Below are 24,341 nucleotides of genomic sequence, written 5' to 3' on the forward strand. Positions count from 1 at the left end.
GTCAGGACACCTTCTTACCGGTCCCGTGCCGACGTTTCCGCATGAACGGGATCGAGCTGACGCTTCGCCTCGTCGCGGGACTGGCGCTCATCCTCGCGAACGGCTTCTTCGTCGCGATCGAGTTCGCGCTCACCCGCGTCCGCCAGTACCCGGAGTCGGAGTTCGACGTGCCGGGACTCAGGCGTGCCTGGGAGATGACACACGACCTGGAGATCTACCTCACGAGCTGTCAGGTCGGCATCTCCGCGACGAGCATCGCCGTCGGTATCGTCGCCGAACCGGCACTGGCCGCGCTGATCGATCCGGTGTTCGAGAACACGCTGCTCGCGGCCGTCGGCGCTGGCGGGATCGTCGCCTTCATCATCATCAACCTGCTGCACCTGACCCACGGCGAGCAGACGCCGACGTATCTCGGGGTCGAACGGACGAAGTTCGTCGCCCGGTGGGGCGCGACGCCGCTCTACTGGTTCGCCAAGCTGCTGTACCCGGTCATCGTGATCGGCGACAAGGTCGCCAAGTGGACCCTCGGCCTGTTCGGGATCGAGATGACCGGTGCGTGGCTCGAAACCGAAACCGAACGCGTCGAGTCGCGGGCGGAGCTTCGCAACCGGCTCGGGTCGCTGCTCGCCCGCGGCGACGTTCCTGCAGAGCGAAGGGAGGAGGTTCTGAACGCCCTGACCGTCGGTGAGCGGCCGGTCAGCGAGGTGATGACCGACCGGGACGAAGTCGTCTTCCTTTCGACGGCGGCCCCAGTCGAGGAGAACGTCGAACGGATCGGCGGGAGCCCCCACACGCGGTTCCCGCTGGTCGGCGACGACCCGTCCGACTTCCGCGGTATCGTGTACGTGCCCGCCGTCGTCGACCGCATCGACGAACTCCGCCGGGGCGAGGTCACGTTCGAGGACATCGCCGCCCCGCCAATGACGATCCCCGATGACACGCCGATCAGCGAGGCCGTCGACCGGTTCCAGGCCGAGCAGCAGGAACTCGCGCTCGTGAGTGACGGGACCGACGACGCCCCCGTCGGGCTGATCACCGCCACCGACGCTCTGGAAGCGGTGATGGGCGAGATAGAGGACCCGCTCGATGTCGAACTGGAACCCCGGGGAATGCAATGACGATCGCCGGGTCAGTCACCACTCGCACACCGCTTCGGGCCCGGAAACGGTGATGAAGCACCGTCGGGCACGCCCGCGGCCCGGTCAGGCGTCGTCTTCACCCGCCCCGTCGTCCGTCGAGTCGTCGCCGTCCGTGCCGGACTCGCCGACCTGTACCGTTTCGACCTCGACGTCGTCGTCCGCGTCGTCCGCCTCCTCATCGGGTTCCAGCAGGAGCGTCACGGCACCCGCGGCGACCATCCCGACGCCGACCGCCCGGAGCTGGCGGACGTAGGCGGGCCTGGCCTCGAGTTCCCCGGCGTTCTCGAAGTTCGTCCCGATCAGCTTCTTTATTAGCGCGATACTCACCTGCGGCACGAGGGCGGCCACCGCGCCCTGCGCGATGCTCCACAGGGCGGCGTACCGTCGGCCTTTCGAACAGTTCATCGTGCGGAGGTTAGGACGAGAGACGTATTAGTTTGCCGACGGCATCGCACCCGGACACGATCCGGTCCCATGCCGGGCCACTGCCACGCGGGCGTCAGACGACTCCGGGCGGCCAGCGCAACAGGTAATATAAAACACCGGATCAATCCGGCACCATCGACTCGTGGCGAGACCGGGTAGGAACAGGTAATGGCGACGACGGCGGACCCCTCACGGACCGACGGCACGCGGGAGACCGAGCGCTCGACCACGATCCATCGGGATGGCGAGCGACGAGTCGCGTACAGCGAGTACGGGCGTCCGGAGGGGTCTCCGGTCGTGTTCCTCCACGGAACACCCGGATCGCGTCGACTCGGGAAGCTACTCGACGAGGCGGCGACGGACCACGACGTTCGGCTGCTCGCCCCCGACAGGCCGGGGTATGGACGGTCCTCCCCGTGGCCGGATCGTGGCGTCTCGGACGCCGGAGGGTTCGTCGCGACCGTCCTCGACGACGCCGGCGTGGAGCGCGCCGGGGTCGTCGCGTTCTCCGGCGGCGCGCCGTACGCGCTCGCCGCCGCGGCGACGCATTCCGACCGGATCGCGCGGGTCGACCTCGTCGCCGGGGCCACGCCGCCGGCGGTGAGCGAACGGACCCCGGCCGTCCAGCGCCTCCTCGGCGGGCTGGCGAGCACGACACCCCGGGTCCTTCGGGGCCTGTTCCGCGGGCAGGCGTGGGTGGCAAAGCGTCGCGATCCCGCCTTCGTCGTCGGGCTGTACGCGGACGCACCCGAGTCGGTGCCGGACGACGTGGCGGCGGTCGTGCAGGCCGACTTCGTCGAGGCGTTCGCCGAGCACCGCAGCGGCGCTGTGACCGAGTTCCGCCACGCGGCGACCGACTGGGGGGTCGACTACGCCGCGGTCGACGCGCCCGTCCACCTCCGGCACGGGTCGGACGACGCGAACGTCCCGGTCGACGACGCGCGGCGGTTCGCGGACCGGCTTCCCGCGGCGGCGGTCACGGTCCTCGACGGCGCGGACCACCTCGGGACGCTGCTGCGGAGCGCACCGGACGTGATGAGCGCGCACGCCTGACCCGGGCGACCACCCGGATTGAAATAGTCCCGACCGATGCACTCCGACGTGAAGCGGATCGAGTTCTCGATGACGTACGACGGGGTCGTCCACCCGCTGCACCGTCGGGTCATCGCCGACGGTGACCTCGGCCGCGCCGAACTCCTGACGTGGAGTCCGACCCCCGACGCGACCGCGCTGCTGTGGCTGGACGGACCGCGGGACGCGGCCGAGCGTGCCGTCGCCGCCGACGGGACGGTCGACGCCGTCACGTTTAGCCCCGGGGACGACGGCACCTACGCGTTCGTCGCGCGGGAAGAGTACGCGTTTCCGGCGGCGGTTCTCGACGCGATCGCTGCGGCGGAGGTGGCGTTTCTCCCGCCGGTCGCCTTCCTCGGCTCCGGCGCAGTCGAGTTCGAGGCCGTCGGCGAGGCCACGGCCCTTAGCGCGCTCCACGACGCGCTCTCGGAGCTGGGTGACCTTCGCATCGAACGGGTCCGTCGGTTCGAGCGGAACCGTTCGCCAGCGCGGCTGACCGACCGCCAGCGGGCGGCGCTGGAGGCCGCCGTCGAGGAGGGCTACTACGAGATCCCGCGGACGGGAACCGTCGAAGACGTGGCCGAGGCGCTCGGCAGTTCTACGAGCGCGGTGGGGGAGCTGATACGGAAGGCGGAGGCGGCGGTGGTCGGGAGTTACGTCAAGTGAGCAGTTGAGCGCAAGCCGTGATCCGGGGTGTACACGCGCCTGTCACCCGGGCGTCGGATACCATCGCTGCGACGGTTACAGCGCCAGCGAAAGCGATCGCACGCCGATACCGAGCGCGGCTCCGCCGACGGCCACGCCCGTCACGAACTGTATCAGGTGACGGCGGACGACGGCCGATTCGGTCCCCCTGCTGATGCGATAGCTGTCGGGTTCGGACGCGGCGACGGTCGCGTCGACGCCGCTGCCCCATTCCTCCGGGACGCTTTCGACGCTCGCTCCGGCGACGTGGACGGTCTCACCCGGCTCCAGCCGCGCCTCCCGGTACCTGACGGTCGCTTCCTCGTCGTCCCAGGTGTCGACGGTCGCGTCGAACCCGTCGTCGCCGCCGTCGAGCGCCGCCAGCCTCTCGCCGGCGTCCTCGGACAGCGTCTCGCCCTCGTCGACGGTCAGTACGGACTCGCCCATGTGGCCCGTGATGTCGAGAGTTGCGCCTTCGGGGTCGACCATCACGCGCGCACCGCCCTCGCCGACCGTGAACGGCCGGCGTATCTCGTCGCTCTCGGCCAGCCCCCAGGTGACCTCGTGGTCGTCCATGCGCATGTGCTCCTCCGAGGAGTAGACCTTCATCCCCTCCTCGTCCCTGTCCGGTCGTATCGACTTCTTCTCCATCCACACCTCGCAACAGAGCGCCGGCTCGCCCGAGAACGGGGCCGCGAACGCGTCCTCGTCCGCTCGGGGTTCCGCCCGACCGTCGAACTCGACGGTCCCCTCGCTCCCAGCTACGTCCCGTACCGACACCGCGTCGTTGCGGTACAGCGAGAGGCCCGACCGGAGCTGGCGAAGCCCCCCGTAGAACAGGCCGACACCGAACAGGGAGAAGACGGTCCCGATAACGACGCCATCTATCGCCGTCATACTCTCGGTTTATCCGTTCGGACGAACATGAAACTACGTCGTGGGATCGTTGCACGCCGTGCACAGCAGGCCTGCGGCGAGTCGCCTTCCTCCGCAGGACGCCAGTCGAGCGCCCGTGCGGTCCGCGGATCGGAAACCGTTTTTCGCGCTCCCGCCAACGGTGGGGTATGAACGCCAGAGCAGTCGCCGACCTCGGCCCGAACGACCGCGCCGCGCTGTTCGACCGCGACGCCGGCGTCGAGGCGGTGCGGAGCGACGTCGTCGACATCGTCGAGCGCGTCCGAACGGAGGGCGACGTGGCGGTTCGGGATTTCTCCCGGGAGTTCGACGACGTCGAGGTTGCGAACCTCGAAATCACGGACCGGGCCGAGCGCGCGTACGACGAACTGGACGACGAACTGCGCGACACCATCGAGACGGCGGCCGCGAACGTCCGCGAGTTCCACGAGGCACAGGTGCCCGCGGACTGGCGGGAGTCGTTCGACGGTCGGGAACTCGGCCGGCGATTCCGCCCGCTCGAACGCGTCGGCGTGTACGCGCCCGGCGGCACTGCGGCATACCCCTCCAGCGCGATCATGGGCGTCGTGCCCGCGAAGGTCGCCGGCGTCGAGGAGGTCGCGGTCGCCACGCCGCCGGCCGAGGAGATGAACTCCGTCACCCTCGCGGCCATCCACGCGGCGGGGGCCGACACCGTCTACAGCGTCGGCGGCGCACAGGCCGTCGCGGCGCTGGCCTACGGGACGGAGACGGTCCACCGCGTCCAGAAGGTCGTCGGCCCGGGCAACCGCTGGGTCACGGCCGCCAAGGCCGAGGTCCGGGGCGACGTCGACATCGATTTCCTCGCCGGACCGAGCGAGGTGCTGGTGCTCGCCGACGACACCGCCGACCCCGAGTACGTCGCCGCCGACCTCGTCGCGCAGGCCGAACACGACGAGAACGCGTCGGTCGTCGCGGTCACGGACGACGAGCCGACCGCCGAGGCCATTGCCGACGCCGTCGAGGCGCAGGCCGACGGGCGGGACCGCGAGGGGACGGTCCGGGCGGCGCTCGAAAGCGACGCCAGCGGCGTGTTCCACGCCCGGTCGATGAGCGAGGCCGTGCTGTTCGCCGAGGAGTACGCGGCCGAGCACCTCTCGATACAGGCCGAGGACGACGAGGCGCTGCTCGACCGGGTCGACAGCGCCGGCAGCGTCTTCCTCGGCCCGTACACCCCCGTCGCCGCCGGAGACTACGCCAGCGGCACGAACCACGTCCTCCCGACCAACGGCGGCGCGAAGCGCCACGGCGGCCTCTCCGTCGACACGTTCCTGCGCTCCACGACCGTCCAGCGCCTCTCCGAGGAATCGCTCGGCGACCTCCGGGACACCGTCGAAACGCTCGCCGAGGCCGAGGGGCTGGAGGCACACGCCGAGAGCGTTCGGACGCGGTTTGACGGGCGGTAGCAGGAGGTCGCCGGACGGGTGGTGATCGGCACCTTCAGCGTCAGGGTTAACACGTTCGGCCGCGTCGTGTGAGATATGAGTACGGACGCCGCGGGGAGCGGGGAGACGCGCCCCGAGATCACCGTGACCGAACAGGCCGCCGAGCGCGCCCTCGACCTGCTGGAGGGCGAGGACCTCGACGTGACTGAGGCCGGGCTGCGGCTGTTCGTCCAGCAGGGCGGCTGTGCCGGTCTCTCCTACGGGATGCGCTTCGACGACGAGGCCGACGAGGACGACACCATCTACGAACACCACGGCCTGCAGGTGTTCGTCGACCCCGCCAGCATGAACTACATCGAGGGCAGCGTGCTGGACTACGAGACGGGGTTACAGGGCGAGGGGTTCCACGTCGAGAACCCCAACGTCGTCAGCGAGTGTGGCTGCGGCGAGTCGTTCCGGACGTAGCCCGAACGACGGCGGCCCGGTGACGCTCCCTTAGTCTTCCAGTTCGAACGCCACCGTGACCTCGGCCTGATACTCGCGGTCCTCGGCGCTGGCTATCTCGACGCCGAGTTCGTCGACCTCGATCCAGTGGACGTTGTTCAGCGTCGCCTCCGCGCGGTCGATCGCGTCGTCGGCCGCGGCGTCGAAGCTCTCCGAACTGGTACCGATCAGCGTGATCTTCTTGAACACCATGGCACACAGGCGTTTTCCCGCCGCTCGACTTAATCCTCGGGGTCGGGACACCCCTCCGTCCGCCCGCTCCGGCTGTCGGCAGTCGGCTTCGGCGTCGAGCCGAGAGTTAGACCGGACGGATATCAGAGCCGTTCCCGGACGCGCTCGACCCCCCAGCCGCCGCCGAACGGCCCCCAGTCGGCGAGCATGTCGTGTTCGACGACGTGGTCGGCGACGTAGATGCTGCCCACGGCGAGTATGATGCCGGCGACCACGTCGGTGCCCCAGTGGATACCGAGATACATCGTCGACAGCGAGACGCTAACCGAGAAGATCCCGGCGATGGGCACCCACGCGAGGTACTCGTCGCGGGTGCGCCAGGCAAGCAGGAACGTCGTAGTCGCCAGCGAGGCGTGGAGCGAGGGGAACACGTTCGTGTTGTGGTTGATCTCGCCGGTGAGTAGCTGTGACTGCGGATACGTGATGTACAGAAGGGAGTTGACGATGTCGGGGATGAGGTTCCGCGGGCCGTACGCGATGAAGGCGACGTAACAGACCAGCCCGACGCCGTAGTTGAACCCGTACGCGACGAGCAGTTCCTTCATCGAGCGCATCTCGTCCCGGGCGAAGTAGGCGATGACGGGGAAAACGAGGAGGAACACGTAGCCGTACAGGTAGATGAACACGAAGTAGTCCGTCAACAGCGGCGTCCGTATCGACTGGATGTCGGCGACGAGCGTGCCCTCGAGGCTGTAGATGAGTTCGGTGATGTTCCAGTCGAGCGCCCACGACAGTTCGCCGGTGTAATCCATCGTGAGCTTTCGCACCCCGAGAATGATCAGCAGGAGGCTCAGATAGGGGGCCACTTCGTCGAGCCGCCAGCGGTAGTTCCTGATCGCGTGCCACAGCCGGCGAGGGCCGACGAGGACGGTAGTCGTGACGGTGAGGAGGATAGAGACCATCACCGCGAGCTGCAGTACCACGTCTACCAGACCCATACGTACACCTACGGAGCGTACGTTTTAAGTTCGACGGAAGCAGTCAGCGCTACCCCTGGATCAGCAGTTCGCCCTGGCTGCTGTACCGATAGCCGGCGTCGCGGAACAGCTGTTTCGCCGCCTCGACGTCGACGGTCCCGTCCTCCCCGGGGAACTCTCCGAGGGCACTCGTCCCCGACCACTGCAGGTCGTCGGGGATGTACTGGTCGTCCACCAGCGGGGCGTTTCCGGGCGTCGCGTAGCTGTCGAATATCTCGTCGGTGATCGTCCGGCGGTCGAGCAGGCGTCCGAGCACCTGCCGGAACCGCGGGTTCGAGAGCGGTGCCGACCGCGTGTTGAACCCGAGGATGTAGAACTCGCGCGGGTCGCCGACCATGAGCTGTACCGAGTCGGAGCGGTTCGCCCGTGGCACGTCACCGGTGTCAAGCGACGACCCGATGATGTCCAGTTCGCCGTTCTCCACGAGTTCGATCCCCGCCGGCCCGGAGGGGACGACGGAGAACTGCAGGCTCTCGTACGCCGGCCTGCCCGCGAACTCGTCGACTGGCGCGTCCAGGTCGCGGCCGTCGAGGAGGAAGTGGTCGTCGAACCGTGTCAGGGTGAGCCCCTGTCCCTGGGTCGCGCTTTCGAACGCCAGTGGCCCGCTTCCGACCGGCTGGCGGTTCTGCCAGACGAGCGCTCGCGTCAGGTACTCCTGGATCACGTTCGTCTGTTCGGACCAGACGTGTTGGGGGAAAAGCGGGACTGCGAACGCGCTCGTCGCCACGTCCCGGCTACAGGGGTCGAACTCGATCCGACACTGGCGGTTCGAGACCGCGGTGACCGACGAGACGAGGCTGGAGGCGGCGCGATACCGTGGGGCGGGGACCGTCCCGTTCGCGTTGCCCATCGACGTGTCGGACAGGAACCGGTAGGTGAACGCCACGTCGTCGGCGGTGATTGACTCGCCGTCGTGCCACTGCAGTCCGTCCCGGAGGTTGAGAACTGCCGTCGTCGATTCGGTGTCGTCCTCGTCGCCGACCCAGCGCCAGCTCCGGGCCAGCCAGGGGACGGTCTCGCCGTTGATCCGCCGGCAGAGCCGGTCGTAGATGAGTCCGAGTATCCGGTCGCGGTCGTGTTGCTCCACCGCCAGCGGGTTTCGGTTACCCGTGACCGCACCGTTCCGTGTCGCCACGCGGATGCTGTCGCGGGGGTCGCCCGTGTCTGTCGGGCTGAGCCGGAGGTAGTCGACCGCCCGCTGTAGCGTCGGGACGGTCCAGTTCCGCTGGAGTTCGGCGTCGGCGGCCCCGAGAAACTCCGGGTAGGCGATGACGGAGAACGGCTGAATGTTGACCGCCGTTCGGAGCGCACTCGCGATCGCCATCTCCCGCGTCCGCCCGTCCGACGTTCGCTGGCGGGTCAGGTCGTCGTCGAGCGTGACGTTGGTGATGCCAAAGGGGTTCTGCCAGCCCTGCTCCTGCACGAACAGGGAGTGAAGCAGCGAGTACAGTTCGTCGGGGTGTTCGATGCCCGGGTGTCGGGCGACGAAGATGTCGAACTCCTGGTCCAGAAGGACGTCGGTCATCAGTTCGCTCTCCGCTTTCGGTTCGATCGAGGCGTCGATACCGAGCGACTGCAGTCGTTCGGCGTACTGCCGAGCGATCTCGATGCCAGCGGCGTCCTGGTCGGCAGGGAGGGATTTGACCGTCAGCGAGATCTGGTCGGGGGCGTCCCGGGTCGAACTCGCCCACAGCTCCGTCACACAGCCGGCAGTACCGGCGGCTGCTGCCGCTCCGAGTCCCCCGAGCAACTGGCGTCGGCCGAGACTCGCACCGCGCTCCTTCATACACCATCCAAGCGGCGGGCCGTATTTGATTGTTTCCTTGAGAGAACGGCTGGAACGTGCGCCATCACTCCGTCTCGGAACGGCTTTCGAGCCGGGTCCCTATCGCACCGACCACGTCGGTCAAGTGTGCGGTTCCCCACGTCGCCACGATCACGGCCCCGCCGAGGTTGTAGAGGAGGTCTTTCATCGTGTCCTCCAGACTGTACTGGGTGAGCACGCGCGGCGCACCGGTCGCGGCGGCGAACTCGGCGATGGCGAACTCGACGACCTCCCAGAACACGCCGAAGGCCATCACGAACATGAGGATGAACACGAACATGAACCGACCCGGGAGGTGTATGCCCTCGCTGTGTTCCTCGATCGCCCGGACCGTCGCGTACCCCGCGCCGGCGACCAGCGACGACGACAGCGCGTGGGTCATGTGGTCCCACCACGGGACCGTCCGGTAGAACGTCGCTCCCGACCCGGGGATCCCCACCACACCGAGCGCGTGGAGGAACGCGGCGCTCGTGATCCACAGCGTCAGCGCGGGGTCCATCGGCACGCCGTAGTCGCGCTGGAGCAGCGTCGGGATCTGTGTCACCAGCAGTCCGACCGCGCAGTTGACCATAACGCCGACGCTCCCTCGCTCCATCCCGAGGAAAAAGAGGACGATCAGTCCGATCTCCATCGCGTAGGAGATCTGGTTCTGTCGTTCCTGGGAGATCCCGAAGTAGTCGCGAACCCTCATGCGAACTCCTCCGTCACGTCTCCGGGGAGGCGATCCTCCGGCTTGACGCGCCGACGGAAGTACAGTTCGAAGACGACGCCCGCGACGATCCCCGCGACGAAGGAGTAGACGAACTCCATCATCAGCGCGCGCTCCGGGTCGGCGAACCCGTCGAGAAACCCGGTCCCAAGCTGGATGTCGGCCGCCCACCGGACGACGGCCCACGTGCCGGCCGCCGCCATCGTGGTGACGACGACGAAGAGGATGGCGAAGCCGTACGTCATGTCCACGTCGGTGAACACGTGGATCTGGACCGCGATGATGAGCGCGACCGCCGCCACCGAGATGTACGTCGCGAGGGTGCCGGTGACCGGGACGGTCGCGACGGCCCTGCCGAGAACGGGCAGCGCCGCGACGGCGATCACCTCCCACGGGAGCATCACTTCCGCCGACCGGTACGCCACGAACGGGAGCAGCGAGAGGACGAAGACCGCCGCCGCGAAGCCGGCCCACAGGAGTTCGCCGACCAGCAGTTCCTCGACCGCGACGAGTCCGAGGAACCCGACGAGCAGCCAGGCCAGCCCGGCGTTGAGCCGTCGGTCGCGGAAGAGGCGGTCGATGTTCGCGTCTGCCATACGCTAACGTAGCCGTCTCGTGTGTAAAAGATTGCGTCCGCGGAACGGCACAGGGGACGAGCCGACAGTCGTCACATCGCCACGACAGCGTAGGCGGCTGCGTACGCCGCCAGCGCAACCGTTAGCGCCGATAACCCGGTGAGGATTCGTCCGAGGACGCCGTCGACGGACCGCGTCCACGCCGGACGGCCAAGCCGGCGAGGCAGCGTCGGACGGCGTAGCGGCGGCCCGATGAGCAGGCCCACTGCGAGGATGCTGAAGACGAAGTGGTACGACGTGGACAGCGTCGGCGGGTCGATCGCCAGCGCGGCCGCGCCGTACAGGCCGCCGACCGCCGCACGACGGCCGACGTACTCCGGGATCGACCGGTCGGTGAGTCGGCAGTAGACGGCGGCCGCGAGCCACAGCACGCCGAGTTCGACCGCGAACGCGCCGAGGAGGTGGACCGTCGGGTCGGCCGACAGCGCCACGCGCGAGACGAGCACACGGTCGGCGAAGGGGTACAGCAGGTGGGGCGGCTGGCCGGTAAACGCGTCGCCCCACGGGTGCGACCAGAGCCCGACGAGCGCGGCTCCGAACACCGTTCGCGGCCCCAGCCCGCCGTACGTGTCGGCCAGCCGCGCGACGAGCGCACCCGCCGTGAGGAACGCCGCCATCACTATCGCGGCGAGCGGGTCCGTGACGACGAACGCGGTGGCGACGAGCGCGCCCGCGACCGCAACGCCGGCCGCGTGAGAGCGCCGGGAGCGGTCGCTCCAGAGCGCGAACGCGACGGCCGCCGGAACCGCGACGACCAGCGAGTGCGTGACCGACCGGTGGACGGCGGTGCTCGCCGCCCAGAACGACTCCGCGGCGGCGACCGGCCCGCCGGTCGCGTCGAGCAGGCCGACCGGCGCGTACACCATGTCAGCGTCCGGCGCGGCCGCGAAGCCGGCGGCGACGAGGCCGACCGTCAGCGCCCGCTCGCGGTTCGCCCCGGCGGCAGCAAGCCCGCCGGCGACGATGGCGAAGGCGAACAGCGCGTGGCCGACCATCATGACAGTTCGGCTACGCGCCGCCAGCGCTTAAGCCCCTCGGGGGGTACGGTAGCGTGGCGCGTCCCGCGGGGTGTCGGGATCAGCCCTCCGCCCCGGTCGAGTCGCCAGCGTCGGTCGCCTCGCGTTTCGTCCACTCGGACTCGATCTTCCCGTTCGCGCGGACGAGCGTGTCGCCGTCCACTTCGAGGCGCGTCTTGCGGAGTTCGATCGCCTGCACCACGCCGGTCCTGTCGCCGGTGGTGACGGTGTCGCCGGGCATGAAGTCCGGGTCGCGCAGGAGGTAGATCCCGGCGACTGCGTCGGCGATCATCCCCGAGAGGGCGTAGGAGACGCCCAGCGCGACGAACCCGCTCGCCGTCCCGAGCGCGGCGGCGATCCGGCCCAGCCCGACCACCGAGAGAAAGGCGAGGGCGACGGCGAACCACAGCAGGATGGCGGTGATCCGGGCCAGGAACTGCCGGTAGACGGGGTCCTCCCCGGCGAACGCACGGTTGAGGAACCGAGAGACGACGAGCATGACCAGTTTCACGCCGGCCGCGGCGATGAGGACGAACAGGAGTCCGGCGAGGATCCGCGGGAGTGCCCCGACGACCGTGGCACCGAACTCCCTGAACGTCCCCTCGACGACCTCGACGATCCCATCAGTGATCTGAAGTAACATGGCACGGACCTCGGACGCCGGCGTGTTAAACGTGGTTCCGGGGGGCGAGGATTTTTGACGTCATCACACGCAGTTGCCGCCATGCCACGCGACAGCGACGACGCGCCCGAGGTCGGCGAACTGACGCCGCCGGACCGGACGCTGATGGGACCGGGACCGAGCGACGTGCACCCGCGGGTCCTCCGTGCGATGAGCACGCCGCTGGTCGGCCACCTCGACCCCTCCTTCATCGACGTGATGAACGAGGTCCAGGAGCTGCTCAGGTACACGTTCCGCACTGACAACAAGTGGACGATCCCGGTGTCCGGAACCGGCTCGGCGTCGATGGAGGCGGCCATCGGCAACCTCGTCGAGCCCGGCGACACGATGCTCGTCCCGACGAACGGCTACTTCGGCGGCCGGATGGAGAGCATGGCCGAGCGCGCGGGCGGCGAGGTCGTCCACGTCGACGCGCCGTGGGGTGAGCCGCTCGACCCCGTCGACGTCGAGGACGCGTTCGCGGAGCACCAGCCCGACGTGTTCGGCTTCGTCCACGCGGAGACGAGCACGGGCGTCCGCCAGCCCGACGTGCCGGAGCTGACGCGGATCGCCCACGAGCACGACGCGTACGTGATAGCCGACTGCGTCACGTCGCTGGGCGGCGTCGAACTGCGCGTCGACGAGTGGAACGTCGACGTGGCCTACTCCGGCCCGCAGAAATGTCTCTCCTGCCCGCCGGGCGCGAGCCCGCTCACGCTGAACGACCGCGCGATGGACAAGGTGCTCTCCCGCGAGGAACCGGCCCGGTCGTGGTATCTCGACCTCTCCTTGCTGGAGGGGTACTGGGGCGACGAGCGCGCGTACCACCACACCGCGCCGATCACCAACGTGTACGCGCTCCGCGAGGCGCTCCGGCTGGTCGCCGAGGAAGGGATCGAGGCGCGCTGGGAGCGCCACCGCGAGACGGCGGGCGCGCTGAAGGCCGGCGTCGAGGCGATGGGGCTGGAGATGAACGCGCCCGACGAGTACTGGCTCCCGAGCCTCAACGCGGTCCGGGTGCCCGACGGCGTCGACGACGGCGACGTGATCGACGCGCTGCTGGACGGCTACGACCTGGAGATCGCCGGCGGGCTTGGCGACCTCTCCGGGGAGATATTCCGGATCGGCTGCATGGGCCACTCCGCGCGCCCCGGCAACGTCGCCCTGCTCATGAGCGCGCTGGGCGACGTGCTGGAGCGACAGGGCGCTGACGTCGACGTGGACGCCGGGCTGTCGGCGACGAGTGAACGGCTGGGCTGACGCTTGCGGGGTCAGACCGCGGCGACGGTCGCTTTCAGACCGCCGTGTCGCGGCACGGGGGTGCGCGGACGACCTCGTAATCGTCGTCGGCGACCGAGATGATCGCCCACTCGTACTCGGGGTCAGCGCGCTGGAGTCGGTTTCGAAGGGTCGGGGCCTGTTCCTCGGAGGTTACGAAACAGCGATAGCGCCCTGACTCGGGCGTTTCGGACGGCTCCTCGGTCACTGTCACGCGGACCGATTTCCAGTCGCGCTCGGCGCGGAACTCCTCGCCGTCGTCCGTGACGGTGTAGCCGAGGTCGGTGAAGATCGTCCTGGCCTGTTCGTCCAGCTGCGTGGTAACAGGTCCCATTCGATACCGTGTACCACGGGATGGGTTATAAGCTTTCTCACGGAACGGCTCGTTGATACGTCGTTCCGGTGGCTACGGGCGTCGGCGGCACCATCGCGCTCATACGGCTTGCGCTCACTCGTGGGCGGCGTCCCACTCGGTCGGCTTCCGGAAGTTGCCACAGACGTTGCATTCGATCCGGCCCATCGAGTCCATCGCGTTGTCGAACGTCTCGCAGTTCGAGCAGAACCAGCCGTACCTGCGCTCCCGGTCGGGCGTCCGATACGTGACGAAGAAGGGACCGTCGGTACCGCGGTCGCCGTCGCCGCGGTCGACGTACACCGTCTCGCCCTCGTCCGTCGTTCGCTCCTCCATGGGCCCGATAATGCGTCCCGGGCGCTTAAACGCCGCCGATCGGGTCGCGGGGCGGGCAGGTCGGGTAGCCGACGATTGAGAAAGTTTACCGGCGGTGACGCGCTGGGACCCTGTAATGACCCGCATCGTCGTCCCCGTCCGCTACCCCCTCTCGAAACACTCCAAACGGACCCTCTCGGAGGCGCTCGCCCTCGCCGCGGAGCGCGACGGCGAACTCACGGTGCTTCACGTGAACCTCTACCAGAACGGGAAGACGGTGAACCGATCGGCGCTGAAACAGGCCGTCGAGCGGGAGTTCGGCGACCTCTCGAACGTTCGCTACGCCGTCCGGACGGGATTCCTGATCGAGGAGTCCATCCTGGAGGAGGTCGCCGCCGAGGACGCGGACGTGGTCGTGATCGGGCACAAGCAGGTCGGACGGTGGCGGCGGATGCTCCGGCGGATACTCGACGAACCGGACATCGAGCGGTATCTCCGCAAACACCTCTCCTGTCAGGTCGTCACGGTCGGCCTGGAGTAGTTACGCCCCGCGCTCGTCCGGCCCGGTGGCTCCGCCGTCGACGTGGACGCTCGCGGTCCCGCTGGTGTCGTCGAACACGAGATGCTGGTGCGGGTAGGCGATCGTCACGTCGTCGGTCTCGGAAAACGCCGTCCGGATCCGCTCGTTCACCGCCGACCGCACCGTCAGCAGTTTGTACGGCTGTTTCGCCCAGTAGCGGAGCGTGAGCAGGACGCCGTCGTCGGCGTACTCGTCGACGTAGCACGTCGGGGCCGCCGGGTACCGCGCCGCGCCGATGCGGATCGTCGGGCCGCCGCCCACGACGGCGTCGACGTCCCTCGCGGCCCGCTCCATCAGGTGGCGGGCGGTCTCCACGTCGCTCTCGTAGGTCACCTGCACCGACAGCGACAGGCGCGTCCGCTCGTCCTCGGCGGAGTGGTTCACGATGTCGCGCTCGCGGATGCTGGAGTTGGGGATGACGAGGAACGTGTTGTCGAGCGTCATCATCTTCGTGTACCGCAGCGTGATGTCCTCGACGTAGCCGCGCTGGCCGCGGTCGGCCAGTTCGATCATGTCGCCGATCTCGTAGGGCTGGTCCGCGAGGACGAACAGCCCGCTGATGATGCTACTCGCGATCGGCGCGAGGGTGATACCGACCACCGCGGAGAGGACGGTAACGGAGATGAGCACGTCGCCCGGCTGGAGACCGACCTGGATGCCCGCCAAGGCGGCCGCCCCGAGCAACACCACGGCCCGGACGCCCCGGAGGACGGTCCGCGTGACGCTCGGGCGTCGGAACCGCCGGGCGACGCTCCGGCCGGCCAGTCGGACGGCCAGCTGCGAGACGTACCAGCCGACCACGAGGATGGCGAGCGCGATGACGGGGTCGGGCACGACGAGCTCCACGCTCGACGACAGCTCCTGCAGCGCCGACCACCACTCCCGGACCTGCGCCTGTCCGACGGTGGGTTCCCCCTCAACCCGACCCTGCGACATACCGGAGACGAACCCGGCCCGCGAGAAAAGGGTTGGGGCGGCGGCGATCCGCCGCCGCTGATGCGACCGTCGTGCCTGTCTCTCGGCCGTCGCCGGTCCCGGGCCGGGACAGTCGGGGCCGAGTACAACAGTCCGTATGAAGTGGTGCCATCACGTACGGGATGTATGCACACGGGAGCGAGTCACGATTCGGCGTTTCGGGTCAGCGAGGACGCCTCGCCGGAACGAACCGTGATCGCGGGGTTCTCGTCGTTCGGCCTCGCGGGGCTGACCGCCGTCGACTACCTCGCCGACCACCTCGGCCTCGAACCACAGGGCCACGTCAGCGCGGAGGGCGTTCCGACCATCACGCCGTTCGAGGCGGGCCGCCCGCGGCATCCGACGCGGTTCCTCTCGGGCGAGGGCGTCGACGCGACGCTGCTGCTCTCCGAGCAGTCGATCCCCCTCCCCCTCGCCGACCGGTTCGGTCGGTCGCTGCTCGACTGGATGGACGAGGAAGGGGTGCTTGAGGTAGCGGTCCTCGCGGGGATCCCCGTCGCCCACGGTCCCGACGAGCACCGGACGTTCTACGTCGCCACCGACGACTACCGGGAGCGCCGCCTCGCGGACGCGGACGTACCGCCGATGGCGAACGGCTTCCTCGACGGGGTCAACGCGGCGCTGCTGGAGCAGGGCATGGAGAGCAGCCTCCGGGTCGGCGTCCTCGTCACGCCCGTCCACGCGCAGGTGCCCGACGCCGAGGCGGCGCTCCGCCTGCTCGACACCCTCGCCGGCCTGTACGACCTCGACATCGACACCGGACCGCTCCGCGAGTTCGCCGACGGCGTCCAGCAGTACTACGCCGAACTCTCCGAGCGCCTCGACCGGGTCGCCGACGAGGACCGGCCCGAGGACCGGATGTACATGTAGCCCACCGGGAGTGTGCGCCTGCGCACGCACGGGCGGCCGGATGAAACTCGTTTTCGAAACGCGGTGCAACTCGCGTTTCGGTAAATCCTTTATCCAAGAACGATCGTGTGGGTTACATGGCCACGGACGACCTCCGCTCGACGATGGAGCAGGTCGGGGAGCGGTTCAACCTCGGCGAGTACGAGATCGACGCGTACCTCTCGGTGCTGGAACACGGGCAACTGACGGCCAGCGAGATCGCGGACAAGACGGAGATCCCTCAGCCGCGGGTGTACGACACCGTGCGGAGCCTGAGCGACAGGGGGCTGGTCGAACTGCGCGAGTCCCGCCCGATGAAGATCATCGCGGTCGACCCCGAGGACGCGTACGCGGACGTGCAGTCGTCGCTCTCGGGGATGGTGTCGGAACTGGAGTCGCGGTATCAGGCACCCGCCCGCGAGACGGAGGCGGTGTCGCTCGTCAAGTCGCGGTCGACGATCCTCCGGTATCTCTCCGAGGTGATCGACGAGGCGGAGTACGAACTCGCGCTCTCCCTGACGCCGGAGCTCTTGGAGCGGTTCGAGGAGGACCTCGCGGCGGCGCGGGCCGACGGCGTGAGCGTCGAACTGCTCCTGACGCCCGCCATCGACGCGCCGGATCCCGAGGAGTTCGATTACCTGCGCGTCGCCACGACGGCCCGCGCCCGGCGCGGGATCACGACGCCGGTGATCGCCGTCGCGGATGGTGAGTACTCGATCTACGCCACGCAGGACGCGCTCCGCGACGACCAGGACCGCTACGGCGTCATCTTCAATCGCTCGGCGCTCGGCTTCCTCGTCTCGGGCTTCTTCGGCACCGTGCTCTGGACGACGGCGGCGAAGACGCTGGCCGCCGACGGCTCCGACCGGCCGTTTCCGCGTCGTTACGCCTCGATCCGCCGGTGCGTGAAACACCTCATCGAGGCGGGCGGCGAGTTCTACGCGACGATACAGGGCCGGGACGTGGAGACCGGCGAGTCCCGCATGGTTCAGGGGAAGGTCGCCGACATCGCCTTCGAGGCCAGCGAGGAGGTCGCCGCGCTCACCGTCGAGACCGAGGACGGGCGGGTCGACATCGGCGGACAGGTCGCCGCGTTCGAGGACATCGAGGCCTACGAGATCCGGATCGGCCGGGACGAGCCGCCGTCGTTCGAACCCTAGAAGGTGTACAGCCGCTCCTCGCAGTCCGCGCAGGCCAGCACGTCCGCGGGGCCGCCCGTGGGGTCCCGCGGCCCGCCGCAACACCGCGTCTCCGTCGTCTCCTCGACCGGGCCGTCGCAGGCCGGACACCGCTCCAGGAAGGTCCGGAGCGGCTCCGCGGCCGCCGACCGGACGGCGGGGTCGTCGACCCGGTCCGCAAGCGCCCGCGCCGCGCCGACCGACGCGAGCGCGACAGGAACGGTCAACTGTCGCTCGTCGACCGCCGACCCGGTTCCGGGATCGATGATGACGTACCGCCGGGAGCCGACCCGCTCGACGCGCGCCTCCTCGGCCGCGGGCGCGGCGTCCGCCGCGGCGGCGGCCAGCGCGTCCTCGTTCATCCCCCGAAGCGTCTCGACCTCGGCGCGCCACGCCTCGCGGAACGACTCGTCCAGATACAGCGTCTCGCCGTCCGGGACGACGACGCCGGCGTCGACGAGCGCGGCGAGCACATCCTCGCCAGCCGCCCCGGAGCCGTCGTCGTCCTCTTCCCCGGCGAGCGCGTCGCTCGTTCCGTCGGCCCCCGGCGCTTCGCCGGCGTCGCCCCCGTGGAAGGGGTCGACCGGGAGCGCAGCGACGAGTTTCGGGGCGAACTGCGGGGTGTATGGGACCAGATACCCGCGGACGGCTATCGCCGCGGCACCGACGACGGCGACGGCCGCGGCGGCCGGCGGACTGACGACAGCCACCCCGACGCTAGCAACCGCAAGCAACAGGCCGTTGACCGCCGTACAGGGCCAGCAGCGCCGGTCGCCCGTATGTTCCGGCCGTCTGACAGCGTCCAGCAGGGTCGACATAGTCGGGCAGTCCGGCGGGGAGGGCTTCAGCGTTCCGGCGTCAGAATTTTTAACCACGGGTGTGGTAGTAATTAGTATGACCAGTTCTCCCATGGAGTACACGCGGCTCGGCGACACGGGACTGGAAGTCTCCCGGCTCTGTCTCGGCTGCATGAACTTCGGCAGCGACGAACCGTGGATGATCGGGGACGAGGCCGAGAGCCGCGAGGTCATCGACCGCGCGCTGGACCTCGGGATCAACTTCCTCGACACGGCGAACGTCTACTCGCAGGGGGAGAGCGAGGAGATAGTCGGCGACGCCATCGAGGGCCGACGCGACGAACTCGTGGTCGCGACGAAGGTGTACGGCCGGATGCGCGAGGGACCGAACGGGCAGGGACTGTCGCGCAAGCACGTTCTGGAGCAGGCCGAGAAGAGTTTGGAGCGGCTCGGTACCGACTACATCGACCTCTATCAGATCCACCGCTGGGACGACGACACGCCGATCGAGGAGACGCTGTCGGCCCTGGACCACCTGGTCGAGGAGGGGACGGTGCGGTACGTCGGCGCGAGCACGATGCCCAACTGGCAGTTCCAGAAGGCGCTGTACACCGCCGACGTGGAGAACTACGAGCGGTTCGTCTGCATGCAGCCGGAGTACAACGCCGTCGACCGCCACGAGGAGGCGAACCTCCTGCCGGTCTGCGAGATGGAGGGCGTCGGCGTCATCCCGTGGTCGCCGCTGGCGGGCGGCTTCCTCACCGGCAAGTACGAGCGCGGCGAGGACCCCGACGACGGCCTGCGGGCGGACGCCGACGAGTACACCCGGCAGCGGTTCACCGAGGAGAACTGGGCGGTGTTGGACGAGATCCGGGAGATCGCCGCGGACAAGGGGGCGACGCCCGCACAGGTGAGCCTCGCGTGGCTGCTGCACAAGGACGTGGTCGACGCCCCGATCATCGGACCGCGGTCGACCGGCCATCTGGCGGAGAACGTCGGGGCGGTCGACGTGTCCCTGACGGACGCGGAGATCGAACGGATCGAAGCGCCGAAACGGCCATCGTGGCCGGCAGCAGGGAAAGATTGATGCGGCTGTCCGAACCGATGGCTGACAGCTATATCACAGATCTATGAACACGGACGACCTGACCGACGTACTCGAAGACGCCGGACTCTCGCCGTACCAGGCAGACGCCTACGTCGCGGTGCTGGAACTCGGTGCATCACCCGCCACCGACATCGCCGAGGCCAGTTCAGTCCCCGACCCGCGCATCTACGACGTGCTCCGCGACCTGGAGACGGAGGGGTACATCGAGACGTATCAGCAGGGGAGCCTCCATGCTCGGGCACACAGCCCGTCCGAGGTGCTTGAGGACCTCCAGACCCGGGCGGACCGCTTCTCGACGGCGGCCGAGGAGATAGAGAACCGCTGGGAGAGCCCGCCGATGGAGGACCATCGCGTCAGCATCGTCAAGCGGTTCGAGACGGTGCTCGACCGGGCCGAGGAACTCATCAGGGACGCCGACAACCAGGTCCAGCTGTCCGCGGATCCGGAACAGTACGAGCGGCTCGCGCCCGCGCTGGCCGAGGCTCGCGACGACGACGTCAACATCAAGCTCTCGCTGTATACGCACGACGATGAAGTCCGGGCTGACTCCCTCCCCGGCGAGTCGGCGCTCGCGGACACCTGCACGGAGGCGCGACACCGGACGCTCCCGTCGCCGTTCATCGCGCTGGTCGACCGGACCTGGACCTGTTTCACCCCACACACCGACTCGGTCAACGAGTACGGCATCCTCGTCGACGACCGGACCCACACGTACGTGTTCAACTGGTACTTCAAGACGTGCCTGTGGGGGGTGTGGGAACCCGTCTACTCCGAAGTGCGGACCGAGCCGCCGATAACGTACGTCGACATCCGGCAGTGCATCCAGGAGATCGAACCGCTGCTGGAGGCCGGCGAAACGATCCCGGTCCGGATCGAGGGGTTCGAGACCGCGACCGACGAACGCGTCGAGCTGACCGGCCGGATCGTGGACACGACCTACTCCGGCGGCTCCGACGACGGCGGCGCGGAGCCGCCGCTGTCGCATCTCGCCGGGCGCGTCCAACTCACGATCGACACTGACCAGGGCGAGTACGTCGTCGGCGGCTGGGGGGCCATGCTGGAGGAGATCGAAGCCGTCCGGATCACGCTCCTCGAACCGCCGTCTGACCGCTGACTCTGACTGCCTGATTCGAATATCGGTGGTACACAGCTGTTACCGGGTGGATAGTAGAGTTAACAACACCTGTAGTATATAGTCCATTAAATATAAGTATCAATGTCTCCCATCGTTTGATTGGCAATGGCTGACAATACCGATCCCAGCGCGCGCTCGGGCGTGTCCCGGCGCACGTTCGTGAAAGCGACAGGTGCATCCGGCGTGGCGGCAGGCCTGGCCGGCTGTGTCTACGGCGGCGGCGGAGGGGGTAACGGGAACACGGTCCAGTTCGGCACGGACCCGGTGTTCATCGAAGAGGTCGGCGACGATGCGAAGGACCTGATGCACGAGGCCGGCCTCTCGGACGACATCGAGATCGAGTGGGTCGCCGGGAACGAGGAGACGGGCGCACGCCGCGACAACTACAACCGTCTGCTCAGCACCGGCGAGCCGGACCCGGACATCCTGATGATGGACAACGGCTGGGTGAACGTGTTCATCCAGCAGGGCCTGATCGAGAACCTGAGCGACTCGGACGCGATCAGTGACGAGGTCATCTCCACGGTCAACGACGAGTACTTCGAGGGCTTCACCGCGACCGCCCGCAACCTCGACGGCCAGCTGTTCGGCGTCCCGATGTACCCGGACTTCCCGACGATGCAGTACCGGAAGGACCTGGCCGAGGACGCCGGCTACAACCCCGAGAGCGACAACTGGGCGACCGAGCCGATGACGTGGGCCGAGTGGTCGCAGATCACGGCGGACATCCAGGAGCAGAGCGGCGTCGACTACGGTTTCACGACCCAGTGGGACATCTACGTCGGCACGGCCTGCTGTACGTTCAACGAGGTCATGACCTCGTGGGGCGGCGCGTACTTCGGCGGCCGGGAGAACCTGTTCGGCCCCGTCGGCGAACGGCCGGTCACGGTCGACGCCGAGGAAACGATCAACGGGCTCCGGATGATGACCCGGTTCGTCCAGGGCACGAACTTCAGCCAGCTCAGCGAGGACTACGCCGGCGGTATCGCCCCGACGGAGATCACCTCGTGGAACGAGGAGGACTCCCGCGCGCCGATGGTCAACGGCAACGCGGTGATGCACCGCAACTGGCCGTACGCCATCGCCAGCAACGCCTCCGAGGAGAACTTCGGCGAGGACTACGGCGCGATGCCCATGCCGTACGCGGTCACCGAGGAGAACGCAGCCCAGCAGGGTGCTGGTGGCTCCGCCTCGGCGCTCGGCGGGTGGCACGCGACCGTCAACCCCAACACCGAGAACACCGAGAACGTCAACGAGGTTCTGGAGGTGCTGACGACCGACGAGTGGCTGCTCGGCATCATGGAGCTGTACGGCTGGGTGCCGCCGAAGCCCGCGCTGTTCGAGTCCGAGGAGGCACGGAACCTGGACACGATGGGCCGCTACATGGACACGCTGCAGGTGGCCGGCGAGAACACGATCGCCCGTCCCGTCACGTCCGTGTGGCCCAACCAGGTCCCGGTCATCGCCGAGCAGGCCAACCGCGCCGTCGCGGGCGAGAAAGACCCCTCGCAGGCCATGGCGGACCTGCAGGGCCAGCTCGAAAACATCGAGGATCAGGCGTAACCGAGTGGGATGAGCACGGAACAGCCTACGGACGGGCCGGGGCGTGAATCCCGCCGGTCGGGGCCGCTCGTCTCGGCAGTCCGCTGGATGGAGAACCTCGGGGACACCGGGTTCGCGTACCTGCTGTTGACCCCCGTGTTCCTCATCCTCGGGGCGGTCGCGCTGTACCCGCTGCTGGCGACGTTCGAGATGTCGCTGCACGCGGACGCAACCGGCAGGGTCGGCGAGTTCGTCGGGTTCCAGAACTACGTCGAACTGTTCAACGGCGAGAAGGACGTGTGGCTCGGCGGCGCGAACTTCCTCCCCGAGGGGTCGTGGCTCAGCATCAGCAACCTGCTTGGCAGCGCCGTCGGCGTGACGCTGATCTTCACGATCGTGAGCGTGTTCTTCGAGACGATCATCGGCTTCGGGCAGGCGCTCATCCTCGACCAGGACTTCCGCGGCCGGCGGTGGGTCCGGGTCGCGATCATCATCCCGTGGGCCGTTCCGATCGTGATCCAGGGGATGATATTCTACCTGATGTTCCGCCCCGGCATCGGCTTCGCGACCGCACCCCTCGCCGACATGGGGCTGCTCGCGGCGCAGAACACGCTGAACGACCCGGCGAGCGCGATGTTCATCATCATCGTGGCCGACATCTGGAAGACGTCGGCGTTCATGGCGCTGCTCATCCTCGCCGGGCTCCAGAGCATCGACCGGAGCCTCTACGACGTGGCGAAGGTCGCCGGCGCGTCGAAGTGGCAGCAGTTCCGGATGATCACCCTGCCGCTCATCCTGCCGACGGTCGGCGTCGCGGTGCTGTTCCGGACCGTCGCAGCGATGCGCGTCTACGGCGTGATCGACACCGTGTCGAGCTGTCAGGTCGTGCCGTCGCTGTCGTGTATGGTCGTGCAGACGTTCAGTTCGCCCCCGCGGTACGCGACGTCGGCGACCATCGCCTTCGTCACCGCCGCGATCATCGGGGTCGCAGTGTCCGTGATAATCGTGCAGCAGGCACGGGAGGGGATCTGAGATGTCGACCGCAACCGAACCCGACGACGACGAGGCGCGCGGACCGCTCCAGCGATGGGTGCGGGACGCGATACAGAACCCGCAGAAGGTGTACCGGGCGCTGTTCTACAGCGCGACGGGGTTCTTCCTGGTGACGACCCTGTTCCCGTTCTACTGGCTGCTGGTGCTGGCGCTGACGCCGCGGGAGCTGATGACGCAGTTCTCCTTCCCGCCGACGCCGAACGGGTTCAACCCCGAGTCCTTCATCACGGTGTTCCAGCAGGAGCCGTTCCACCTGTACGTGTTCAACAGCTTCGTGCTGGCCATCGTGACGACGGTCATCGTGATCTTCATCGCGAGCCTCGCGGGGTACGTGTTCGGCCGGCTGGAGTTCCCGGGCCGCGGGCCGCTGATGCTCGGGATCCTGGCCATCTCCTACTTCCCGCCGGCGGCGTTCGTCGTGCCGCTGTTCCGGGTGTTCACCGGCCGGACGCCGGTCGAGATCCCCTTCGTCGACCTCGTTCTCTTCCAGCCGCCGCGGCTGCTGAACACGCCGGGGTCGATGATACTTCCCTTCAGCGCGCTGTTCATGCCGCTGTCCATCTTCATCCTGACGACGTTCTACGCCCAGATCCCGGACGGGCTGGAGGACGCCGCCAGGGTCGAGGGGACGACGCGGATCGGCGCGCTGTTCCGGGTCATCATGCCGCTGTCAGCACCGGGCGTCGCCACTGCCGCCGTGCTGACGTTCATTTCGGTGTACAACGAGTACTTCTTCTCGTCGATCATGGCGCTGTCGAACGAACCGAGCCAGTGGTCGCCACTGGTCGGCGGGATCCTGAGCTACCAGACCCAGTACGCGACGGCCTACGACCTGATGGCAGCGGCGAGCATCATCGGGGTGTTACCCGTCGTGATACTCGTGGTCATCGCGCAGGAACGCATCGTCAGCGGCCTCACAGCGGGCGCACTCAAGGAGTAACACA

General features: G+C 68.3%; 27 protein-coding genes. 14 read left to right on the forward strand and 13 right to left on the reverse strand.

The genetic code is table 11. The features are described 5' to 3' along the window. The first annotated feature begins 41 nt into the window (after nucleotides 1-41). Nucleotides 42-1,118: a hemolysin family protein gene (locus D8896_RS06530; protein WP_121821289.1), complete on the forward strand. Its 1,077-nt coding sequence runs from the start codon at nucleotides 42-44 to the stop codon at nucleotides 1,116-1,118. 84 nt (nucleotides 1,119-1,202) lie between these two features. Here the strand turns inward: D8896_RS06530 and D8896_RS06535 are convergent, their stop codons facing one another. After that, on the reverse strand, nucleotides 1,203-1,544 hold the full coding sequence (locus D8896_RS06535; RefSeq protein WP_121821290.1) for a hypothetical protein: 342 nt from the start codon (nucleotides 1,542-1,544) through the stop codon (nucleotides 1,203-1,205). Between the two features lie 189 nt (nucleotides 1,545-1,733). Here D8896_RS06535 and D8896_RS06540 point away from each other — a divergent pair, with 189 nt between their 5' ends. Together D8896_RS06540 and D8896_RS06545 are read left to right on the forward strand one after the other, a co-directional pair. Continuing rightward, nucleotides 1,734-2,618: an alpha/beta fold hydrolase gene (locus D8896_RS06540; protein WP_121821291.1), complete on the forward strand. Its 885-nt coding sequence runs from the start codon at nucleotides 1,734-1,736 to the stop codon at nucleotides 2,616-2,618. A 48-nt stretch (nucleotides 2,619-2,666) separates the two neighbouring features. Further along, complete coding sequence (locus D8896_RS06545; RefSeq protein ID WP_205596788.1) at nucleotides 2,667-3,302, forward strand: helix-turn-helix domain-containing protein; 636 nt, start codon at nucleotides 2,667-2,669, stop codon at nucleotides 3,300-3,302. A 75-nt stretch (nucleotides 3,303-3,377) separates the two neighbouring features. Here the strand turns inward: D8896_RS06545 and D8896_RS06550 are convergent, their stop codons facing one another. Continuing rightward, nucleotides 3,378-4,217 carry a hypothetical protein gene (locus tag D8896_RS06550; RefSeq protein WP_121821293.1) on the reverse strand — a complete coding sequence of 280 codons (840 nt, stop codon included), beginning with the start codon at nucleotides 4,215-4,217 and terminating at the stop codon, nucleotides 3,378-3,380. A gap of 167 nt (nucleotides 4,218-4,384) precedes the next feature. Between D8896_RS06550 and hisD the strand changes: the two genes are divergently transcribed. Together hisD and D8896_RS06560 are read left to right on the forward strand one after the other, a co-directional pair. Continuing rightward, nucleotides 4,385-5,659 carry a histidinol dehydrogenase gene (hisD, locus tag D8896_RS06555; RefSeq protein ID WP_121821294.1) on the forward strand — a complete coding sequence of 425 codons (1,275 nt, stop codon included), beginning with the start codon at nucleotides 4,385-4,387 and terminating at the stop codon, nucleotides 5,657-5,659. Between the two features lie 75 nt (nucleotides 5,660-5,734). Then, nucleotides 5,735-6,103, forward strand: a complete 369-nt coding sequence (locus D8896_RS06560; RefSeq protein WP_121821295.1) for a HesB/IscA family protein — start codon at nucleotides 5,735-5,737, stop codon at nucleotides 6,101-6,103. A gap of 30 nt (nucleotides 6,104-6,133) precedes the next feature. On the opposite strand, the gene D8896_RS06565 is transcribed toward D8896_RS06560, so the two are convergent. The 7 genes from D8896_RS06565 to D8896_RS06595 all read right to left on the reverse strand — a co-directional run bounded on the left by D8896_RS06565 (nucleotide 6,134) and on the right by D8896_RS06595 (nucleotide 12,178). After that, nucleotides 6,134-6,334, reverse strand: a complete 201-nt coding sequence (locus tag D8896_RS06565) for a dodecin (protein WP_121821296.1) — start codon at nucleotides 6,332-6,334, stop codon at nucleotides 6,134-6,136. A gap of 122 nt (nucleotides 6,335-6,456) precedes the next feature. After that, nucleotides 6,457-7,311, reverse strand: a complete 855-nt coding sequence (locus D8896_RS06570) for a phosphatase PAP2 family protein (protein ID WP_121821297.1) — start codon at nucleotides 7,309-7,311, stop codon at nucleotides 6,457-6,459. A 49-nt stretch (nucleotides 7,312-7,360) separates the two neighbouring features. Further along, nucleotides 7,361-9,136 carry an ABC transporter substrate-binding protein gene (locus tag D8896_RS06575; RefSeq protein WP_121821298.1) on the reverse strand — a complete coding sequence of 592 codons (1,776 nt, stop codon included), beginning with the start codon at nucleotides 9,134-9,136 and terminating at the stop codon, nucleotides 7,361-7,363. Between the two features lie 64 nt (nucleotides 9,137-9,200). Further along, nucleotides 9,201-9,866 (reverse strand): hypothetical protein, encoded by a 666-nt coding sequence (locus D8896_RS06580; RefSeq protein ID WP_121821299.1) that lies wholly within the window; start codon nucleotides 9,864-9,866, stop codon nucleotides 9,201-9,203. Then, the gene (locus tag D8896_RS06585) at nucleotides 9,863-10,480 is read right to left on the reverse strand and encodes a hypothetical protein (protein WP_121821300.1); all 618 of its coding nucleotides are present in this window, start codon (nucleotides 10,478-10,480) and stop codon (nucleotides 9,863-9,865) included. The genes D8896_RS06580 and D8896_RS06585 overlap by 4 nt, the downstream gene beginning before the upstream one ends. 71 nt (nucleotides 10,481-10,551) lie before the next feature. Beyond that, entirely contained in the window at nucleotides 10,552-11,517 is a 966-nt protein-coding gene (locus tag D8896_RS06590) for a metal-dependent hydrolase (protein ID WP_121821301.1), read from the reverse strand. 79 nt (nucleotides 11,518-11,596) lie between these two features. Continuing rightward, nucleotides 11,597-12,178, reverse strand: a complete 582-nt coding sequence (locus D8896_RS06595; RefSeq protein WP_121821302.1) for a mechanosensitive ion channel domain-containing protein — start codon at nucleotides 12,176-12,178, stop codon at nucleotides 11,597-11,599. Between the two features lie 81 nt (nucleotides 12,179-12,259). Here D8896_RS06595 and D8896_RS06600 point away from each other — a divergent pair, with 81 nt between their 5' ends. Next, nucleotides 12,260-13,456, forward strand: a complete 1,197-nt coding sequence (locus D8896_RS06600; protein ID WP_121821303.1) for a pyridoxal-phosphate-dependent aminotransferase family protein — start codon at nucleotides 12,260-12,262, stop codon at nucleotides 13,454-13,456. Between the two features lie 34 nt (nucleotides 13,457-13,490). On the opposite strand, the gene D8896_RS06605 is transcribed toward D8896_RS06600, so the two are convergent. Together D8896_RS06605 and D8896_RS06610 are read right to left on the reverse strand one after the other, a co-directional pair. Then, nucleotides 13,491-13,808 carry a DUF7116 family protein gene (locus D8896_RS06605; RefSeq protein ID WP_121821304.1) on the reverse strand — a complete coding sequence of 106 codons (318 nt, stop codon included), beginning with the start codon at nucleotides 13,806-13,808 and terminating at the stop codon, nucleotides 13,491-13,493. A gap of 114 nt (nucleotides 13,809-13,922) precedes the next feature. Beyond that, nucleotides 13,923-14,162: a DUF5816 domain-containing protein gene (locus D8896_RS06610; protein ID WP_121821305.1), complete on the reverse strand. Its 240-nt coding sequence runs from the start codon at nucleotides 14,160-14,162 to the stop codon at nucleotides 13,923-13,925. A gap of 115 nt (nucleotides 14,163-14,277) precedes the next feature. On the opposite strand from D8896_RS06610, the gene D8896_RS06615 reads away from it, so the two are divergent. Beyond that, nucleotides 14,278-14,682: a universal stress protein gene (locus D8896_RS06615; RefSeq protein WP_121821306.1), complete on the forward strand. Its 405-nt coding sequence runs from the start codon at nucleotides 14,278-14,280 to the stop codon at nucleotides 14,680-14,682. On the opposite strand, the gene D8896_RS06620 is transcribed toward D8896_RS06615, so the two are convergent. Then, nucleotides 14,683-15,657 (reverse strand): mechanosensitive ion channel family protein, encoded by a 975-nt coding sequence (locus D8896_RS06620; RefSeq protein ID WP_121821307.1) that lies wholly within the window; start codon nucleotides 15,655-15,657, stop codon nucleotides 14,683-14,685. Nucleotides 15,658-15,822: 165 nt separating this feature from the next. On the opposite strand from D8896_RS06620, the gene D8896_RS06625 reads away from it, so the two are divergent. Next, nucleotides 15,823-16,566, forward strand: a complete 744-nt coding sequence (locus D8896_RS06625) for a proteasome assembly chaperone family protein (RefSeq protein WP_121821308.1) — start codon at nucleotides 15,823-15,825, stop codon at nucleotides 16,564-16,566. A 116-nt stretch (nucleotides 16,567-16,682) separates the two neighbouring features. Further along, on the forward strand, nucleotides 16,683-17,744 hold the full coding sequence (trmB, locus tag D8896_RS06630; protein WP_121821309.1) for an HTH-type sugar sensing transcriptional regulator TrmB: 1,062 nt from the start codon (nucleotides 16,683-16,685) through the stop codon (nucleotides 17,742-17,744). Here the strand turns inward: trmB and D8896_RS06635 are convergent. Beyond that, on the reverse strand, nucleotides 17,741-18,580 hold the full coding sequence (locus tag D8896_RS06635; RefSeq protein ID WP_162991484.1) for a hypothetical protein: 840 nt from the start codon (nucleotides 18,578-18,580) through the stop codon (nucleotides 17,741-17,743). The two genes, trmB and D8896_RS06635, sit on opposite strands and share 4 nt — an antisense overlap. A gap of 76 nt (nucleotides 18,581-18,656) precedes the next feature. On the opposite strand from D8896_RS06635, the gene D8896_RS06640 reads away from it, so the two are divergent. From D8896_RS06640 to D8896_RS06660, 5 genes are all read left to right on the forward strand, one after another. Continuing rightward, on the forward strand, nucleotides 18,657-19,646 hold the full coding sequence (locus D8896_RS06640; protein ID WP_121821311.1) for an aldo/keto reductase: 990 nt from the start codon (nucleotides 18,657-18,659) through the stop codon (nucleotides 19,644-19,646). A gap of 43 nt (nucleotides 19,647-19,689) precedes the next feature. Further along, nucleotides 19,690-20,781, forward strand: a complete 1,092-nt coding sequence (locus D8896_RS06645; protein ID WP_121821312.1) for a TrmB family transcriptional regulator — start codon at nucleotides 19,690-19,692, stop codon at nucleotides 20,779-20,781. A 126-nt stretch (nucleotides 20,782-20,907) separates the two neighbouring features. Next, on the forward strand, nucleotides 20,908-22,365 hold the full coding sequence (locus D8896_RS06650; RefSeq protein WP_121821313.1) for a substrate-binding domain-containing protein: 1,458 nt from the start codon (nucleotides 20,908-20,910) through the stop codon (nucleotides 22,363-22,365). A gap of 9 nt (nucleotides 22,366-22,374) precedes the next feature. Further along, nucleotides 22,375-23,376: a carbohydrate ABC transporter permease gene (locus D8896_RS06655; RefSeq protein ID WP_121821314.1), complete on the forward strand. Its 1,002-nt coding sequence runs from the start codon at nucleotides 22,375-22,377 to the stop codon at nucleotides 23,374-23,376. Nucleotide 23,377: 1 nt separating this feature from the next. After that, nucleotides 23,378-24,337 carry a carbohydrate ABC transporter permease gene (locus tag D8896_RS06660; RefSeq protein ID WP_121821315.1) on the forward strand — a complete coding sequence of 320 codons (960 nt, stop codon included), beginning with the start codon at nucleotides 23,378-23,380 and terminating at the stop codon, nucleotides 24,335-24,337. Nucleotides 24,338-24,341 lie beyond the last annotated feature (4 nt).

It is taken from the genome of Halostella salina, from assembly GCF_003675855.1.
GTDB lineage: Archaea > Halobacteriota > Halobacteria > Halobacteriales > Natronoarchaeaceae > Halostella > Halostella salina.